The sequence below is a fragment of the Methylomonas sp. MK1 genome, assembly GCF_000365425.1.
Classification (GTDB): Bacteria; Pseudomonadota; Gammaproteobacteria; order Methylococcales; family Methylomonadaceae; genus Methylomonas.
Genome location: NZ_AQOV01000001.1, coordinates 3,041,334 through 3,058,227, shown reverse-complemented (window position 1 = coordinate 3,058,227; position 16,894 = coordinate 3,041,334). Strand labels below are relative to the sequence as shown.

Below are 16,894 nucleotides of genomic sequence, written 5' to 3'. Positions count from 1 at the left end.
ACATCCTCCTAATCGCTAGCGGCAATCTCGGTAAACAACAAGGTCATCACTTGTGTGGAAATGAGTATATATAAAAAAGCCAGCGCCAAGCCGAACAATAACGGTCTATCCAGGGCATGCCGGAAAATATTGCCATTGACCAACCAATGCCAGCCCATCAGCACGATCATCGCAATGTATGCCACCTGGCTGATCTGGGTATTCAGGCTGGCGACCGCCGGAATGGCGCACAAACTAATCACCACATCAGAGCCCAATAATGCCGTCAGGGTTTGCGGAAAACGGGCGGTTTTCCCGGAAAAATACAGAAGCGGATAGCAGAATCCGACCATTAATACGGTCTCCGCGCTGATTTGCAGCAAAGCATGCTCCCAATCGCTGTCCAACAACAAAATCAGTAGATTAACCAGCAAATAGGGTATGAACATCAGCCGCACTAGCCAAGGCGACGCCGGCACATCCTGCGGCCCTTTGCGCATAATGCAAATCTCAAAAAACAACACCATCAGTTGGTACATGATCACTCCGCTTGTTGTAGGTTTTCCTCCGCTGCCAGCCAATCCATTTCTGCCTGTTCCAGCGCGCTATCGATTTGGCCTTTCCGACTCAGTAACTGCTTTAATTGTTCCTTGTATTCCTCGGCATAAATGGCCGGATCGGCCAATTGTTCTTCAAGGTCGCGCTGTTGCTGATGAAACTTTTCCACCGCCGCTTCGGCTTTTTTCACCGCGTCCAACAACGGTTTTAAGCGCTGCCGGCGTTCCGCATCGAGTTTGCGCTGATCCTTGCGGGACACGCCGCCGCTATTGTCGTTCGCGACCGGTTCGTCGCCCGCTTTTTTCTGCTCGGCAAGCCATTGCTTGTAATCGTCCAAATCACCGTCGAATGGTTGCATCTTGCCGCCGGCTACCAACAACAGTTGGTCGGTCACCGAGCGCAGTAAATGCCTGTCATGCGACACCACGACCAGAGCACCTTGATATTCCTGCAAGGCCACACTCAGAGCGTGGCGCATTTCCAAATCCAAATGGTTGGTCGGCTCGTCCAACAGCAACAAATTGGGATTTTGATAAACCAACATGGCCAGTACCAGACGGGCTTTTTCGCCTCCGGAAAACGGTTCGACCGGATCGTTGACCTTGTCGCCGCGAAAATCAAAGCCGCCCAGAAAATTGCGCAAATCTTTCTCGGTAGCTTGCTTATCCAGCTTTTGCAGATGCCAAAGCGGGCTTTCTTCCAGGTTCAACAGTTCCAGTTGATGCTGAGCGAAATAACCGATATGCAAATCCTGAGCGGTTTGTAGCTTACCAGTCAATGCCGGCATTTGCCCGGAAAGTACTTTGATCAAGCTGGACTTGCCGGCGCCATTGGGTCCGAGCAGACCGATACGGTCGCCCGGCGCAATCGACAGGCTGGCGTTTTTAATCACTACTTTATCGCCATAGCCGATGTCGGCTTCTTCGATTTTTAGCAGCGGATTGGGCATTTTTTTCGGCGGCGGAAAGCTGAAACCGAACGGCGAATCGACATGGGCCTGAGCGATCAGCTCCATCCGCTCCAAGGCTTTGATACGGCTTTGCGCCTGTCTGGCTTTGGTGGCTTGCGCCTTGAAACGATCAACAAAGCTTTGGATATGGGCAATTTCGCGCTGCTGTTTTTCGTAAGCGGTCTGTTGTTGGGCCAATTTTTCGGCGCGCATGCGTTCGAAGGCGGAATAATTGCCCGTGTATATTTCGGCTCGGTTCTGCTCGATGTGGACGATATGGTCGGTGATGGTGTCCAGAAAATCGCGGTCATGGGAAATCAATAACAAGGTGCCAGGATATTTGCTGAGCCAATCCTGCAAATAAATCACCGCATCCAAGTCCAGGTGGTTGGTAGGTTCGTCGAGCAGTAACACATCGGAGCGGCACATCAAGGCTTGCGCCAGATTCAAACGCATGCGCCAACCGCCGGAAAAAGAGCTGACCGCCCGGCTTTCTTGCTCGGTGCTGAAACCCAGACCATTTAGTAACCGAGAAGCCCTGGCCTGGGCCGTGTAACCGCCGACATGATCCAAGGCCGCATGTAGCTCGGCCAATTTGATGCCGTCATGCGCTTGCTCGGCCGTATGCAACTTTGCCTGCAACGCACGCAACTCTCTGTCGCCGTCCAGTACATAGTCGATGGCTGAACATTCCAAGGCCGGGGTTTCCTGGGCAACATGAGCGATTTCCAGATTCGGCGGCATGGAAAAGTCGCCTTCGTCGGCATGTAATTCACCGCGCAGTAATGCAAAAAGGCTGGATTTGCCGGCGCCATTGGCCCCGGTCAGACCGATTTTTTGGCCTTTATGTATCGTGAAAGAGGCCTCGCTAAACAGCAAACGGTTGCCGCGACGGATGGCGATGTTTTTGAAATTGAGCATGATGGTAAAAAGTTGGCTGGGTGCGACGCCGCACAATAGGGGAATTTTAGCGCGGGAGGGGCTTGCGCGTCTTTTGCAGTTTACGTGGCTACGCAGAGCGGCGATTTGAAGGCTTGTTGTTGAACCAGACAACAGAATCTTTTGGGAGAGGAGGGATAAGCAGCCAGGGAATGCAAGCAGCCGTGGAAATGTTTGTAAGGCTATCCCGATTCGAATCAATTATCGTCAACCGGGACAACTCCGAAATAAGCCGGGGACAGCCAAGAATCAGCCGCCCCCGAACATTAATTTACCAGGACAAACTACGTGAAATGGCACCACTGCCATCGTACAAGTAGCCATTCTTGACGACCTTGGTGACGGTAAACGCGCAGGTACCCTTGCTGTTGCTGGGCAGCAGGGCACTGCTCAGACTGGTCGAGCCGTTCGTACCGCTAATGGAATAGCTAGCTCCGGTCACATTGGTTTTTGTCGTACCCGAGGTGACAGAACCGCTCCAAGTGCCATAGATGCCGGCACCGATAACTGATGCTGTTCCGGATTTAACGGCAATGTTGGCGACGCATTGCGATTTACCACCACTTAACAATTTTCGAGTCATCACGGTACTGGCAACTTTCATATTCATTGCTACGACACTTTGTGCCGCCTGAATACTTTGCGAAGTACTGGTTTTCAAACCGCTGCTATCCGTAACGGTCAGTGTTGCGGTATAGGCACCAGGGGTGTTGTAGATGTGACTGACCGATGCGCCGCTAGTTGCCGCGGAACCGTCGCCGAAATTCCATGCGTATGACGAGATCGAGCCGTTTCTAGCACTGGAGCCGGAACCATTCAGCGTCACATTGAGTGGTGCGTCGCCGACAGTTGGCAGAGCCGTGATGACTGCTGCGGGTGGCACCGCAGCCAAAATGGGGTAATTGCCGGTAATTTGATATTGACCGAGGCTGCCGTAGTCAGAGTAGCCAGTAGTTAAGTCGCCTTTACCGACCCCTTCGATTTTCAGGAAATATTTTCCGGCGTTGAGCGAAACGCTTAAGGATGCCGCCAAGCTGTCCACCGGATTGGCTTGGGCCACGGTATTGCCTTGCGCGTCAATTAACTTTAATAACACATCCAAATTGGGCGCTATTGCATCGGGCGTGACATTGAACTGCGCGCTTCCCCCGCCGGTTGAAAACACGAAAATATCGGCGTCCGTCGTGCGTTCGATGATGCCATTTTGCAAAACAGTGCCGGCGTCGCCTGCCAATGGTGCCGCACTGGCTGTTGTATCGGGGAAGTCATCGGGTCGTACTGGAGCACCCGCAGCATTTATCACCGCGAGATCATCTTGTAGATTGTTAGCGCCCGGATACTCGCCTTTACTCCATTGTGCGACAGGTTTGTAATAACCCACCCCCATGACTGGCGCCCAGCCGGTTGCACCGCTACCGTGGCCGGCATAATAGCCGGTGGAGGCATTGCCATCATGATTGAGGTTCAAGTTATGCCCGACTTCGTGCGATACGGCTTCGGCAACGTATTTGGGATAACCGTTGCCCAGTTTGTCGAAGAATACCCAGGCGGGCCTATAGCGCTCCGGATAGGCGGCTGAATAATATGAAAACACATTAACGTAAGCCACACCGCCGCAAGTTTGGTTGCAAAGTTGCGGCATGGAACGGGTAACGACTACTCGAGTGCCGTACTGCACATCGCTGGTGCTGGTGCGTCTCAGGGCATCCAAAACGGGTTCCTGCGTGGTAACGTCAACATCGAACGGCGCGTAGTCTTCCGCTACGCGCTGCCAGATCTCGCGAATGTTATTTAATTCCGCGCTGCTGAATGCGCCTGGGTTGCTGTCGATATCGTAGGCTTGGGCATTAAGAGCAGTCGTACTCCACGCCGTATTCGTTGCTACATGGCCGTTGAAATCCAAATAGATAACGCGATTCGAACCTGGCTTGCTGTGCAGGGCGAACGGGTCGGCCGTTGCCGCGCTTGCCACGCTGCTACCCGTGCTGGTTACCGTGGCGGTTTCTTGTTCGCCTTGCCCCTGAGTAACATTGGTATGTTCGTCGATATAGAGCAGGCGGCCGCTTTCATCGATCCAGGCCGACGCATCGGTGCGCAATATATCTTCCAGGCGCTCGCTGGACATGTCGTAGGCTTTAGCAACATCCCCCAGCTTATCGCCCAATGCGTCGATAGCTGCCTGGCCGTTCTTTTTCTCGGTTAGCGTAATTTGCGGAAATGCCATTTCAGTTTCCGCCTCGGCCAAGTCGGTAATTTTGGCTGACGAACTTTGCGCTTTTGCCCTAACCACGTCGAATGGGTTTTCCATGCCCGACCCATTTAAACCGGAGACGAATGCTTGAACTCGGCCATCGGCAAGCAGGGTCAGCCCGTAGTTATAACCGATCAAAGCGCCTTCGGCTTCTTGTTGCGAAGAAAAGTACAAAGGCTCTGCAGATATGCCGGCGGCTGAGGCGGGTAATTCGGTACTCAAATCATTTTCGATTGTTGCTTTCTGTTCAATCGGTGGTGTGGCGCAACCCACTAAAGTAGTGATGACAGCGGATGCGATGAATGTCTGTTTGTTCATGGTGGACTCCCGTGCATGAAAAGATCACTGTACCCATTCTCAAAATTGGCAGGCACAGGCTAGTAATACTGACGACAAAGTAAAGAACAACGTGCCCAAAAATTCTGAGATAAAAGTGGCTATTTTAAAAAAGAACGGAAAAACTGAGCGGCGCCGACCTTTCCCCAAGGTAATTTATAACAATACCCAATCGCCGCTCCCCAGAAAGCGCGAGCCCTTTGCAATCACATTACTAGATCCGCGCATACACAACGATGACAATTTTTTCAGACCTCCCCAAAGCTATGATGGTAGTAGTTGAAAAGCCCCGACGCTGCCACCGTACCTTCAGCATAGCACCGGCGTGATTGGATTTCCTTACAACGCGAATCAGCCGCTATTAACCCGTCCCTAAATTTATCACTGCTATTCCGTTCGGGCTGAGCTCGTCGGAGCCCAGGCGGGTGCGCACATCGACAGGCTCAATACCCTCAAGGGCATAAAGGCGAACGGCATTTAAGGGCCGGGTTAATAATTCAGGCAGCGGTGGCAACATCGGTACCTGCGAAAATCCCACCTCCACCAAGGCATCAAGCCAAACTTACAGCTTTGGTTTTCACATCGATGCTGCTTGTCGCCTGGCCCCCAAAATCGCATAACAGACCGGCGTCAAAATCAAGCTGGCGGCCATGCCGATCAGCAGGCCGGCCGACAGCGACAGGGTCATCGGGATCAGGAATTGCGCTTGCGGGCTGGTCTCTATCAGGGTCGGCAGGAAGCCGGCGAAGTTGGTTAAAAAGGCTAATAGAATCGGGCGGAAGCGCGCGACACAGGCGGTGCCGATCAGGTTTTCCACCGGCGTATCCTCGTCACCGTGTTGGCGGATGTAGTCCAGCAGTACCAAGCTATCGTTCACCACCACACCGCTGGCCGCGATCATGCCCACTAGCGATTCCATAGATAAGGGCAAGCCCGCCGCCCAATGCGCCAGCACCGCGCCGCTCCAGGCCACCGGCGCCGCCAGCAAAAAGATCAGCGGTTTGCTGTAGGACTTAAACGGCACCGCGATCAACGCATAAATCACCAACAGCGCGATCAGCGTGTTCTTACCAAACGCCGCCAGCATCGCTTCCTGTTCCTGGCGCTGTTGGCCGATTTGCACATTCAAGCCGGGAAACGCCTGCTCCAGACGCGGCAAGGCGCCGCTTTCCAGCGCGGCGTAAATACCGTTGACATCGGCCTTGGTCGGATCGACGCGGGCTTGTACCTTCAACACGCGATGCCGGTCTTCGCGGTTCAACCGGGAATAGCCTTGCACCAATTTGATCTCGGCCAGATCGTTTAGCGGCACGCTGCTGCCGTTCGGCAGGCGTACCGGTTGCGCCTTCAGTGTATCCAGCGATTGCCGTTGTTCCAACGGATAGCGCACCATCACTTTTACTTCGCGGCGGCCGCGCAGGAAGCGGTGCACTTCCTCGCCGTAATAACCCTGGCGGACTTGCTCGGCCAGTTGTTCCAGGCGCAAGCCCAGGCGTTCGGCTTCCGGCTTCAGCGCCAGCCGCACTTCCGGTTTGCCCGGTTCGGACGAGTCGATCACATCGTAAACGCCGGGAAAGGCTTCCAGTATCTTTTTAAGTTGCTCGGCGGCGGGTTGCAGCAGGCTTGGGTCGCCGGCGCCTAGATTCAACTCGATGTCGTAAGGTACGTCGCCTTCCTTATAAATAAAATCGACCTTGCCGCGACCGATGTCGCCGATCCGTTGCCGCCAGTCGCGGATGAACTGCTCCACTTTCAAGCGCTTGCGGCCTTCCGCCGAGAACTCCAGCCAGATGCCGGCGCCATGGTCCCAGATCGCGGTTTCCACGCCGACGATGACGCTATCGTCGTTGGCATGGGCGGCGGCAACGCTATCGGCGGCGGGCTGACCGGATTGCGCGATGCCGTCCAGCTCGTCGCGCAAGGCAAACAAAGCTTTTTCCACCTGGTTCGCCAATGCCTGCGTCTCGCTGTACGGCGCACTCTGTGGAAGCTTCATCGATACCCAAAAGCTGTCCTTGGTGACATCGGGATTTATCGATTGCCGCACGCGATCACTGAGCACCAACGCCGCACAGATAGCCAGCAGCGCGATGAAGATCGCGACGGTCAAATAACGCCAGGCCAGCGCGGTTTCCAGCAAAGGCTTATAAACGCGCACGACGAAACGATCCAAGCCCCGATTCATGCGCTCGCGCAAGCGTTGTAAGCGACTTGGGTTTGCTTTTGAGTCGGTGTCGCCGACCAGATGCGACGGCAGAATCAGCAAGGCTTCGACCAGCGAGAATACCAGGGTCAGAATCATCACCAGACAAATCGGCCGCATCATCTGTCCGGCCCAGCCGGGCAAAAACAGACCGGGCAAAAACGCCACCAGCACGATCAACACCGACAGACTGACCGGCAGTGCCACTTCCCGCACGCCGCTAATCGTGGCCTGTAATGGCGACTCCTTGCCTTCAATCTGCCTGCTATGCACGCTTTCGCCGATGATGATGGCATCGTCCACCAAAATCCCCATTGCCAACAGAAAGCCGAACAAGGACAGCATGTTCAGGGAAATATCCAGGGCCGGCATCAGCCAGAACGCACCCAGCACCGAGGTAAAAATGCCGACGCCGGCCCACAACGCCACTCGTAACCGTAAGAACAAGGTCAGCACCAGACAGACCAGCACGAAACCGCTCAAGCCGTCTTCCAGTAAGGTGCCGATGCGCTCGTCGTAAGCTTGCGAATCGTCCCACCAGGTAATCAGGCGCAGGCCTTCCGGCAATTGCGCGCGCATCTCTTCGACATATGCCTTCACCCGCCGCGCCACCGCGACGCTGTCTTGCTCGGTGTGAATCTCCCAGCCCTGCGCGGTCTGGCCGTTGTGATGCCAGGTCCACAATCGTTCTTCCAGACCATCTTTAATGGTGGCGATTTGATCCAAGCGCACTCGGTTGCCGTCCGGCAAGGTCTTGACGATTAAGGCGCCGACTGCGTCGGCATCGCGGGCCCGGCCGCTGACGCGCAGCAATAGCTCGCCGTCCGGATTTTTGATCAGGCCGCCCGGCAGATCGACCGAGGCCCTGCGCACCGCTTGAGCCACTTCGTCCAACGTCAGTTGGTATTTGCGCAATTGTTGCGGCAACACTTCGATGTCGATTTCATAGGCCAGCTCGCCGTAATTGCGGGCCTTACTGACGCCGGGTATCGCCGCCAATTGTTCTTGAATCCGGTCGCCGTAGCGCTGCAAGGTGGCGGCATCGGTGGCGCCGTGTAAAGCCAGCCAGATCACGCCGTCGTCGTCCTCGCGGTCGGCCGGCAACACCTGGATTTTTTCCAATTGTTTCGGCAGGCGCGGAATGGCTTGCACCCGGCTTTGCAGCGTTGCCATCATCTGGTTGTGGTCGTGGTCCGGCAGCACCTCCACATCGATCTCGCAGCTACCGCCTCTGATTTCGCCGTGCAGATGTTTGACGCCAGGCACATCGTGGATGGCTTCCTCGATGGGTACGCACACCGATTCCTCGACTTCCGCCGGTCCGGCGCCCGGAAAAACCGCTTCGATCTGAATTTTATGCGGGCTGAAACGCGGAAATACTTCCTTATCGACGCCGAGGATGCCCAGTACACCGCCGGTCAGGATCAGCAGCATCAACAGATTGGCCGCGACCGGGTTGCTGGCAAACCAGGCCAATAGGCCTAAACGCTGGTTGGCTGACGTCATGGGGCGGCTTCAGGCTGTGCTTCGACTGCGTTGACTTTCATTCCCGCCACCGGCACCGGCATTTCCGACACCACCACCCGGTCGCCGGGATTTAAACCGGCCTTGACGACGACGCGCTCGGCTTCGTGGCGCAGCACTTGTAGTTGGCGAATTTCCAGACGTTGCTCGGCGTCGACCAGCTTGGCTTGTTGCAAACCGTTCAATGCGGTGCGCGGCAGCGCAAACAGACCGTCGCGGAGCACCCCTTCGATCTCGGCTTGCACGAACAAACCGCTCAGCAAGGGCGGGCTATCCGAGGTTTCCCGGAACGGCTCGGCGACTTGCGCAACCAGATAGAGCTGACCGCTGTTGTCGTCCAGCGCCGCTTCGCTGCGGACGATGCGGCCTTGCCAGCTATGCGGCTTGCCGGCCAGTTCCGCGCGCAAAGTCACCGCCGGCCAGTGGCCGATCTTGCCATGTTGCCCCAAGGGCAGTTCCAAAAAGGCCAGTTGCTCGGTGCTGATGGGCAGACGTATTTCGGCGACATCGCTGGCGTAAATTCGCGCCACGGCCGCGCCGGACTGAATATATTGCCCCAAACCTGCCTGTTTGCTGAGCACCCGGCCGGCAAACGGCGCCCGCAATTCGCAGCGGCTGCGATTGAGTTTGGCCTTGGCCAGATCGGCTTCGGCGGCCTTGAGCTTGGCTTGCGCTTCCGCTAATTGCGGCTTCCGCAGCGCCAACGCAGTAGGCTCGCCTTCGCCCAACGCTTGCCATTCGCTACGCGCTTGCTCGACTTGGGCCTGTTCGTTGATCAAGACTCGCTGGGCCTCGGCCAGCTGGGCTTCGGCGGCAACGATGGCATAATCGTAATCGCGCGGGTCTATAGTCAGCAGCAATTCGTTGGCGGCGAAGAAACCGCCGGCGACAATGGCCGGATGGACTTGCACCAGCTTGCCGCCCACTTCGGTCACCAAATCGATAGTCTCGCGCGGCGCCACCACGCCTTGCGACATCACGTTCAGCCGCAGGCTTTGCGGTTCGGCGCGAACGACGTTGACCTTGGGAATAGTCGGTTCGGCGCTCTGCTGAACGGTTTGCGGCTTGGCGGCGATAATCGCCCAGGCCGCGCCGGCCGCCGCGAGCAAGACCAGGATCGGTAACAGAATTTTTAAATTGAGTACTTGCGGATTCAAACGCCACCGCCTAATGCCAAATAGAGATTGATACGATTGTTCAATAGTTGCCGTTGCACGGCCAAATGCGCGCTTTGGGCATTGAGGGTGCTGCGGTAGCTGTCGAGCAAGGTGAGGATTTCGATCAATCCCTGCCGGTAGGAATATACCGCCAGCTTACGGCTGGCTTCGGTTTGCTCGACGGCTTCGCGTAAGGCCTGTTCCTGGGTGCGCAGCCAGGCTTCGGCGGCCAGTGCTTGCTCCACCTCGCGAAAGGCGTTCAAGGCCACGCTTTGGTATTGGTTGAACGCTTCCCGGACTTTGGCTTCGTTGAAGCGAATCTCGCCTTGCAGCCGGCCGCCGGTAAACAGCGGCTGCGCCAGGCCGGCGGCCAAATTCCAGGCCGCCGCGCGCGGGTCGATGATCTCGGTCAAGGCCGCGCTGCTGGCGCCGCCGGCACCGGTCAGCGTCACGCGCGGCAGCAAGGCTTTTTCGGCGCTTTCCAATCGGGAATCAGCGGCCCGCAAGCGTTTGAACGCGGCGATGACGTCCGGGCGGCGTTCCAACAGCTCGGCCGGCAAACCGGCGCTCAAGGTTTCCGGCGGCTGCGGTAATCGAAATGTAGCGTCGAATTCCTGCCTAACTGGATCATTCCCCGGATACCGGCCCAGTAAGGTTTGCAGGCGCTTGCCCAACAATTGCACATCATTACGGGCTTGCGCCAGCTGCGCTTCGGCATTCGCCAGATCGGTCAGCACCAAGCGCAAATCCAGGCCGCGGGTCAACCCCCTGTTGAAACGGCCGCGCACCAGATCGACAATGGTGCCGCGGTCTTTGACCGACTGTGCCGCCACCGTCGCTTGCAATTGGGCTTCACTGAATTCGAAATAGGCTTGGGCAATCCGTGCCGCCAGCGATAATTGCACGGCGCGATAATCGTCGCCAGTCGCCTCGGCTTCGGTTTCAGCCGCTTGTTGTCCCGCCCTGATCCGGCCCCAGACATCCAGCTCCCAACTCAGGTTGAACAGCGCCGTAAACGCGCCGGATTCGCTGCTTTCGCCGCCCATATTGGTCTTTGCGCGCTGATACCCGGGTGTTAACGACAGTTGCGGCCAGCGGCCGGAACCGGCGATAACGGCTTGCTCGCGGGCCGCGTCGACGCGGGCAGCGGCACTTTTTAAGTCGAAGTTATCTCTCAGGCCTTGCTGTACCAAGATCGTTAAATGCTGATCGTTAAACTCTGTCAACCAGTCCGTTGCGGCTGCTTCGGCAAAATGGCCGTTGCTGCTCCAGTGTGGCGGTGCCTGAAAAGCCAAAGCATGTGGGTCCCGAGACGCAGGCGATTCGCAGCCTACGGCCCATAGCGCCGATAGGGCTGAAACAATCCATAACATCGGGCGGCGGGGTTTGGCGGGCATTAGTTCGGGATGTGCGGGAATGGCTAAATAAATCTGATGAATAGGGGCAGCTATTGAGTAAGACGTTCAAGGCCATTAAATCCCCACCGCAACCGAAAAATAATAGAGGCAATACGCCGCGCGGCAATCGACGGGTAAGCCGCTTAAGCTCGACCAAAGAAGTCGGTCATGTCCGCCGGGATTTGTTTTTACTGCGTTACAATCCATACTTTGCGCATGGCGCTCGTTTCCAGTCAATTCTTTAACTACCCAGCCACACGATGAATATTTCGTTTGAAATCGTCCCTCGCAGCCTAGAGGCTTTCGACCAGCAATACGGCTTTGTGCAAACTCTGGACAAAGGTATCAACATCATCAATGTTCCTGATATCCAGCGCTTCGATACCCGCAGCTGGGAACTGGCAACCCGCGTTGATCGAAGCAAATACCGCTTTATTCCGCATTTTCGCGCGATTGATTTTAAAATCGAAAGCGGCGAACTCTACCGCATCATCGAAGAGTATGCGCTCGACAGCGTCTTGTTGGTAACCGGCGATCCGCCGGAAGGCCTGAAACGGTCGTTTTACAATACCGATGTGGTCGATTTGATTCGGGCCGTGCGTCAGCGTTTCCCAAGCTTGCATATTTATGCCGGCTTCGACCCGCACCGTAGCGGCGTCCAGGATGAATGCGATTACATTCAGCGCAAGGTCGATGCCGGAGCCGGCGGGTTTTTCTCCCAGCCGTTCTATGACAGTCGCATGATCGACATCTACGCTGAGCATATGCAACACCTGGAAACCTACATTGGCATCAGCCCTATCACCAGCAAGGCCTCGATGAATTATTGGGAAGTCAAAAATAAAGTGAAGTTTCCGAAGAGTTTCCAGCCGGATTACGACTGGAACGTCCAATTTGCCAACAGCGTAATCGCCTCGGCGGCGGAGAATGGCCTGAATGTCTATTTCATGCCGATTCGGATTGATTTGGCGCGGTATTTTGGTGAGATTAAATTGGGCGGGTAATCTCAAGCCGGGTACAGATTTGCTTGAATATCAGGAAGAATCCGTCATCCCCGCGCAGGCGGGGATCCAGGCTATTGATTTTTCCTGGGCTCCCGCCTTCGCGGGAACGCCGGGATAGACGCTCTGCGTAATGCCTTGCCAATGCCCTAAAAAAACAACTCGCGCATTTTTTGTCCCGGCGACTCGGCGCGCATAAACGCTTCGCCGACCAGGAAGGTGTAGATGCCATTGTCCTGCATCAATTTCACATCCGCCGGGGTGTGAATGCCGCTTTCGGTGACGATCAACTTGTCCGCCGGAATGGTGTTTTTCAAATCCAGCGTGGTTTGCAGCGACACGTCGAAGGTACGCAGATTGCGGTTGTTGATGCCGATCATATTGGTGTTTAGCCGCAATGCCCGCTCCAGTTCTTCCGCGTCATGCACTTCGGTCAATACGTCCATGCCCAAGCCGGTGGCGGTGTCAGCCAATTCTTTCAACATCGCGTCGTCCAATGCGGCGACGATCAGCAGAATGCAATCGGCACCGAGTGCACGTGATTCGTGGATTTGGTACGGATCGATCATGAAGTCCTTGCGAATCGCCGGCAGCGGGCAATTTTGCCGCACCATTTGCAGATTGGCTTCCGAGCCCTGGAAAAACTCCTTGTCGGTCAGCACCGACAAGCATGTCGCGCCGCTAAACGCATAATCGACGGCAATTTCCACCGGCTTGAAATTCTCGCGAATGACGCCCTGGCTGGGCGAGGCTTTCTTGATTTCGGCGATAATCGCCGGCTTTTTCTGATCGGCCTTGCTGCGCAACGCCGAATAAAAGCCGCGGGGGCCTTGCACGGTGCCGGCTAGTTCTTCCAGTAGCGACAGCGGCGTGTTGCTTTTGCGGCGGGCTACTTCTTCGGCTTTTTTGGTTAGGATGGTTTTTAGAATATCTGGTGTATCGGTCATGGTTCTTGTTTAGTTTGTGTCGCTAACGCGACGGTTATTTTAAAGTCGGGTCTCGGCCCGACAGCCGAGGTACTTTCTTTTGCTTGGCCAAAAGAAAGTACCCAAAGAAAAAGCCACCCCGATGCCGCTTTGATCCTGCGCGCCGAAGGGTTTGAACGGGGTTTTCGGAAGGGCTATCCCTAGCCCTCCGAAAACGAGCGGCATCCCTGCCGCTCCCCTGCGGGCTAGTCCGCTCAAACCCTCCGGTGCTCGGCGCGGCATAGGGGGAGAAAACCGTCCCGGAATTCTAAGTTGGAAAAACTGGGCCGGTAGGACCGAGTATTTAATCTTAATCGGGCGCAGACTGGTTTTGAATCCGCCATATTTATGCATTTATTAAAGAAACTCTTTAACTTGTTGTATTTACTTGAGCAGCCAATAGTAGGCTTTTGGTTCTGATTTCAAAGTCTTCAGAAAAGTCAGCTGCTTTCAGCTTTTTAACTAGTTTTCTGACTTGTTCGCATTCGGTGTAATTAAAATTTGATCGTAACCATAAAAAACAAATTATGAGCCAAGATGAGTATTTGCATATGTCACTTAAGTCACCGTGATTAATTTTAACTCCATCGCCTTTATGAACAATTTTAGATCGAAGATCATAAAGTACATTAATGCGCTTTGATAAGCAACGAATATTAGGCCTGTCACTAAACTCGTGTCCGCAATACCATATTAAAATAGATACGCCGTCAATAAGATTTTTTGTTATTCCCTGTTGAGAATGAAAACCTGTTGTCAGCAAGCTTTCAATTGAAATCCAATACTTGACGAACGCCGAATCTGTTTTAAAATCGTTTTGAGCTTCTCCGATCCAATAAATAGCAGCTTTAACTGCCTTTTCATAGTTATTATAAGGATAAAAAATAAACCCACTCAACTCATTTAAATAACCATTTTTCTTTAAATCGGAGAGGTTTTTGCTATAAATGTCAAAAGGAAGTAATGGGGCCGCCCCCCGATGATTAGGTAAGGAAATACTGTTAGACTCAACATAAAAAAAATCCGAATTTTTTTTAGGCCATTCGTTTTCTATAGAAATCTTAACCAAACCTTCTTGCACACGATCATGGTGGAACACACAAAATATGAATCTAAAATAAGAAACTACCGCATTCGCCTTCTCTCTGGCGACTAGTTCAGATAGATAGCGACAACCAAAAACACTTACCACTAAAACAGTTTTTCCAACAAATATTTTATTTAAAGTTGAATGCAAATGTTCTGTCCATTGATGATTATCACTCTTGTTGTCATCAAAAAATCGGTCAGCTAATATTTTATCAAATAAAACTATCGATACATCGCCGAATGCCTCTTGCGATATATCTTTTAACATCAACCCTTCTACAGGAAAGTAAAAGCTATAATTATGTAGTTTTGAGTTAATTTTCTCAATCCATGAAGAAATAAAAAAATCAAAATCAGATTTATTTCTCGTAAAAAAATGTTCATCAACTGAGTCCGCAAACGCTGAAAAAACAGTATCTAAACTAGCAACCCCACTAATATCTTCCCAAGCCATAAACTCTTTACAAAAATCTAAAAATAAATCGCATGTCTCGCGAGAATAAGCCAGCCTTGATTTATGGAGGTTATTTGGGTAATTTTCAATATCATCCAAACAGGCGGGTATAATAAAATTTTTCTTATTGAGAACAGAAGAAAAGGAACACTGTAGTTTTTTACGCAATTTCCTAGGTATATTTTGAAAGATAATTTCCATTGAATATATTTGCTGTTAGCTCGTAGGCTGGGTTGAGCGAAGCAAAACCCAACTTAAGTTTATATATTGCTGGGTTTCATTTTCATTCAACCCGGCCTACGAAAACCTCAAAATATTAGATGCTCTCGAATTTTGCGGTGGGGTTTTCATCCCCTATGCCGCGCCGAGCACCGGAGGGTTTGGACGGATTAGCCCGCAGGGGAGCGGCAGGGATGCCGCTCGTTTTCGGAGGGCTAGGGACAGCCCTTCCGAAAACCCCGTTCAAACCCTTCGGCGCGCAGGATCAAAGCGGCATCGGGGTGGCTTTTTCTTTGGATACTTTCTTTTGGCCAAACAAAAGAAAGTATCTCGGCTGTCGGGCCGAGACCCGACTTTAAAATAACCGTCGCGTTAGCGACACAACCCCCAAGAATATCCTGGGCTACTGATCTATCTCACTTCGTTCGAAGAAACCTTCTCAAGCCTCTCAGCAAGCCAGACTTTGATGATGGATTGTCTGGTCACCCCAAGCTTTCCAGCTTCCCGGTCAAGCGATTCAATCATCCAAGTCGGAAAATTGATATTGACTCGTTTCTGCTCTTGCAATACCCGTTTCGCGTTAGACAAATCCAGTGATGCGGTAATATCAACATCGTCATCAAACTGCTGTTCAAAGTCTTTAGCTATCATACTGTGTATCTACCTCAATGCCGGAGCTAAGAGTAGTTCACCAACGCCTCAAACTTCCCCAACGCACTCCCATCCGCCAACACCTGATGCGCCCGGCGAATACCGCCATCCAGCGAATCGGCCAAGTCGGCGGCATAAATCGCCGCGCCGGCGTTCAAGGCAACGATGTCGCGGGCCGGGCCGGCTTGGTTGTTCAATACCGTACGGATGATAGCCAGGCTATCCGCGGCGCATGTAATCGACAGGGTTTCCAGGCTGGCGCGCGGCAAGCCGAATTGTTCCGGGGTGACCGTGTAGCTATGCACGATGCCGTCGATCAACTCGGCAACATCGGTCGGGGCGGCGATGCTGATTTCATCCAGGCCATCGCGCGCGTGCACTACCAAAACATGTTTGCTGCCCAGTTTTTTTAAGACTTCCGCGACCGGCACCAGCCATTGTTTATCGAACACGCCGATCAATTGATGCGGCGCATTGGCCGGGTTGGAGAGTGGGCCGATCAGATTGAACAGGGTGCGTACGCCCATCTCCTTGCGCGGACCAACGGTGTGGCGCACTGCGCTGTGATGCTTGGCGGCAAATAAAAAGCCGACGCCGATCTCGTCCACGCATTGTGCCACCTGTTCGGCGGGCATATCCAGATTGATACCCGCGGCTTCCAATACATCGGCGCTGCCGCAACTGCTGGATACCGAGCGATTGCCGTGTTTGGCCACTTTACCGCCCGCCGCCGCGACCACGAAAGCGGCGGTGGTGGAAATATTAAAGGTATTCGCGCCGTCGCCGCCGGTGCCGCAGGTGTCTATCACATGTTCACCATGCACCGGTACTGGCCGGACCAGTTCGCGTAACACGCTGACCGCCGCGGCAATTTCCTCGATGGTTTCGCCCTTGCAGCGCAAGGCGATCAAAAAGCCGGCGATTTGCGCATCGGTCAGCTCCCCTTGCATCATGGTACGCATCACCGCGCGCATTTCCTCGGTGCTGAGGTCTTGTTTATCCAGAAGTTTTTGCAGCGTGCTTTGGATTTGCATGGAGTGGGTAGCCGGTGTATTCGTCGAGGCTGGGATGATAACAAACGCCGGCAATTATAGAAAACCTGGAAGACGCTAAATCCCGTGACCGCTTCGGCCGACACGGTCTCGCGAACATTGCATTTGACGGGTAAGTATCTCATGCCAAAAAAGTAGACGGCAGGACTGAAATCCGGTGTCCGGGCATC

Annotated in this window: 11 protein-coding genes; 1 reads left to right on the top strand and 10 read right to left on the bottom strand. The window is 53.9% G+C overall.

What is annotated here, in order from left to right; genetic code table 11:
* Positions 1-8: 8 nt before the first annotated feature.
* The 6 genes from G006_RS0114510 to G006_RS0114485 form a co-directional block, all read right to left on the bottom strand.
* Complete coding sequence (locus G006_RS0114510; protein WP_020483928.1) at positions 9-518, bottom strand: hypothetical protein; 510 nt, start codon at positions 516-518, stop codon at positions 9-11.
* A 2-nt stretch (positions 519-520) separates the two neighbouring features.
* Positions 521-2,407 (bottom strand): ATP-binding cassette domain-containing protein, encoded by a 1,887-nt coding sequence (locus G006_RS0114505; RefSeq protein ID WP_020483927.1) that lies wholly within the window; start codon positions 2,405-2,407, stop codon positions 521-523.
* Between the two features lie 289 nt (positions 2,408-2,696).
* A complete protein-coding gene (locus tag G006_RS0114500; RefSeq protein ID WP_020483926.1) occupies positions 2,697-4,994 on the bottom strand; it encodes a PKD domain-containing protein in 2,298 nt (765 codons plus the stop codon).
* A 595-nt stretch (positions 4,995-5,589) separates the two neighbouring features.
* Positions 5,590-8,721: an efflux RND transporter permease subunit gene (locus G006_RS0114495; protein WP_020483925.1), complete on the bottom strand. Its 3,132-nt coding sequence runs from the start codon at positions 8,719-8,721 to the stop codon at positions 5,590-5,592.
* Positions 8,718-9,896 (bottom strand): efflux RND transporter periplasmic adaptor subunit, encoded by a 1,179-nt coding sequence (locus G006_RS25610; protein WP_020483924.1) that lies wholly within the window; start codon positions 9,894-9,896, stop codon positions 8,718-8,720. The genes G006_RS0114495 and G006_RS25610 overlap by 4 nt, the downstream gene beginning before the upstream one ends.
* Positions 9,893-11,293 (bottom strand): efflux transporter outer membrane subunit, encoded by a 1,401-nt coding sequence (locus G006_RS0114485; protein WP_020483923.1) that lies wholly within the window; start codon positions 11,291-11,293, stop codon positions 9,893-9,895. Before G006_RS0114485 ends, G006_RS25610 begins: the two co-directional genes overlap by 4 nt.
* Before the next feature lie 260 nt (positions 11,294-11,553).
* Between G006_RS0114485 and G006_RS0114480 the strand changes: the two genes are divergently transcribed.
* On the top strand, positions 11,554-12,297 hold the full coding sequence (locus G006_RS0114480) for a methylenetetrahydrofolate reductase (protein ID WP_020483922.1): 744 nt from the start codon (positions 11,554-11,556) through the stop codon (positions 12,295-12,297).
* Between the two features lie 146 nt (positions 12,298-12,443).
* On the opposite strand, the gene trpC is transcribed toward G006_RS0114480, so the two are convergent.
* The 4 genes from trpC to trpD form a co-directional block, all read right to left on the bottom strand.
* Positions 12,444-13,241 carry an indole-3-glycerol phosphate synthase TrpC gene (gene trpC / locus G006_RS0114475; protein ID WP_020483921.1) on the bottom strand — a complete coding sequence of 266 codons (798 nt, stop codon included), beginning with the start codon at positions 13,239-13,241 and terminating at the stop codon, positions 12,444-12,446.
* A gap of 388 nt (positions 13,242-13,629) precedes the next feature.
* Positions 13,630-15,003: a HEPN domain-containing protein gene (locus tag G006_RS0114465; protein WP_020483919.1), complete on the bottom strand. Its 1,374-nt coding sequence runs from the start codon at positions 15,001-15,003 to the stop codon at positions 13,630-13,632.
* A gap of 429 nt (positions 15,004-15,432) precedes the next feature.
* Positions 15,433-15,672: a type II toxin-antitoxin system BrnA family antitoxin gene (brnA, locus tag G006_RS0114455; RefSeq protein WP_020483917.1), complete on the bottom strand. Its 240-nt coding sequence runs from the start codon at positions 15,670-15,672 to the stop codon at positions 15,433-15,435.
* A gap of 26 nt (positions 15,673-15,698) precedes the next feature.
* Positions 15,699-16,706 carry an anthranilate phosphoribosyltransferase gene (gene trpD, locus G006_RS0114450; protein WP_020483916.1) on the bottom strand — a complete coding sequence of 336 codons (1,008 nt, stop codon included), beginning with the start codon at positions 16,704-16,706 and terminating at the stop codon, positions 15,699-15,701.
* Positions 16,707-16,894: the final 188 nt, after the last annotated feature.

Excerpts from the sequence above, each read along its gene's own strand:
- G006_RS0114510 (WP_020483928.1), bottom strand. The coding sequence starts at position 518 with ATGTACCAACTGATGGTGTTGTTTTTTGAGATTTGCATTATGCGCAAA.
- G006_RS0114505 (WP_020483927.1), bottom strand. The coding sequence starts at position 2,407 with ATGCTCAATTTCAAAAACATCGCCATCCGTCGCGGCAACCGTTTGCTG.
- G006_RS0114500 (WP_020483926.1), bottom strand. The coding sequence starts at position 4,994 with ATGAACAAACAGACATTCATCGCATCCGCTGTCATCACTACTTTAGTG.
- G006_RS0114495 (WP_020483925.1), bottom strand. The coding sequence starts at position 8,721 with ATGACGTCAGCCAACCAGCGTTTAGGCCTATTGGCCTGGTTTGCCAGC.
- G006_RS0114485 (WP_020483923.1), bottom strand. The coding sequence starts at position 11,293 with ATGCCCGCCAAACCCCGCCGCCCGATGTTATGGATTGTTTCAGCCCTA.
- G006_RS0114480 (WP_020483922.1), top strand. The coding sequence starts at position 11,554 with ATGAATATTTCGTTTGAAATCGTCCCTCGCAGCCTAGAGGCTTTCGAC.
- trpC (WP_020483921.1), bottom strand. The coding sequence starts at position 13,241 with ATGACCGATACACCAGATATTCTAAAAACCATCCTAACCAAAAAAGCC.
- G006_RS0114465 (WP_020483919.1), bottom strand. The coding sequence starts at position 15,003 with ATGGAAATTATCTTTCAAAATATACCTAGGAAATTGCGTAAAAAACTA.
- brnA (WP_020483917.1), bottom strand. The coding sequence starts at position 15,672 with ATGATAGCTAAAGACTTTGAACAGCAGTTTGATGACGATGTTGATATT.
- trpD (WP_020483916.1), bottom strand. The coding sequence starts at position 16,706 with ATGCAAATCCAAAGCACGCTGCAAAAACTTCTGGATAAACAAGACCTC.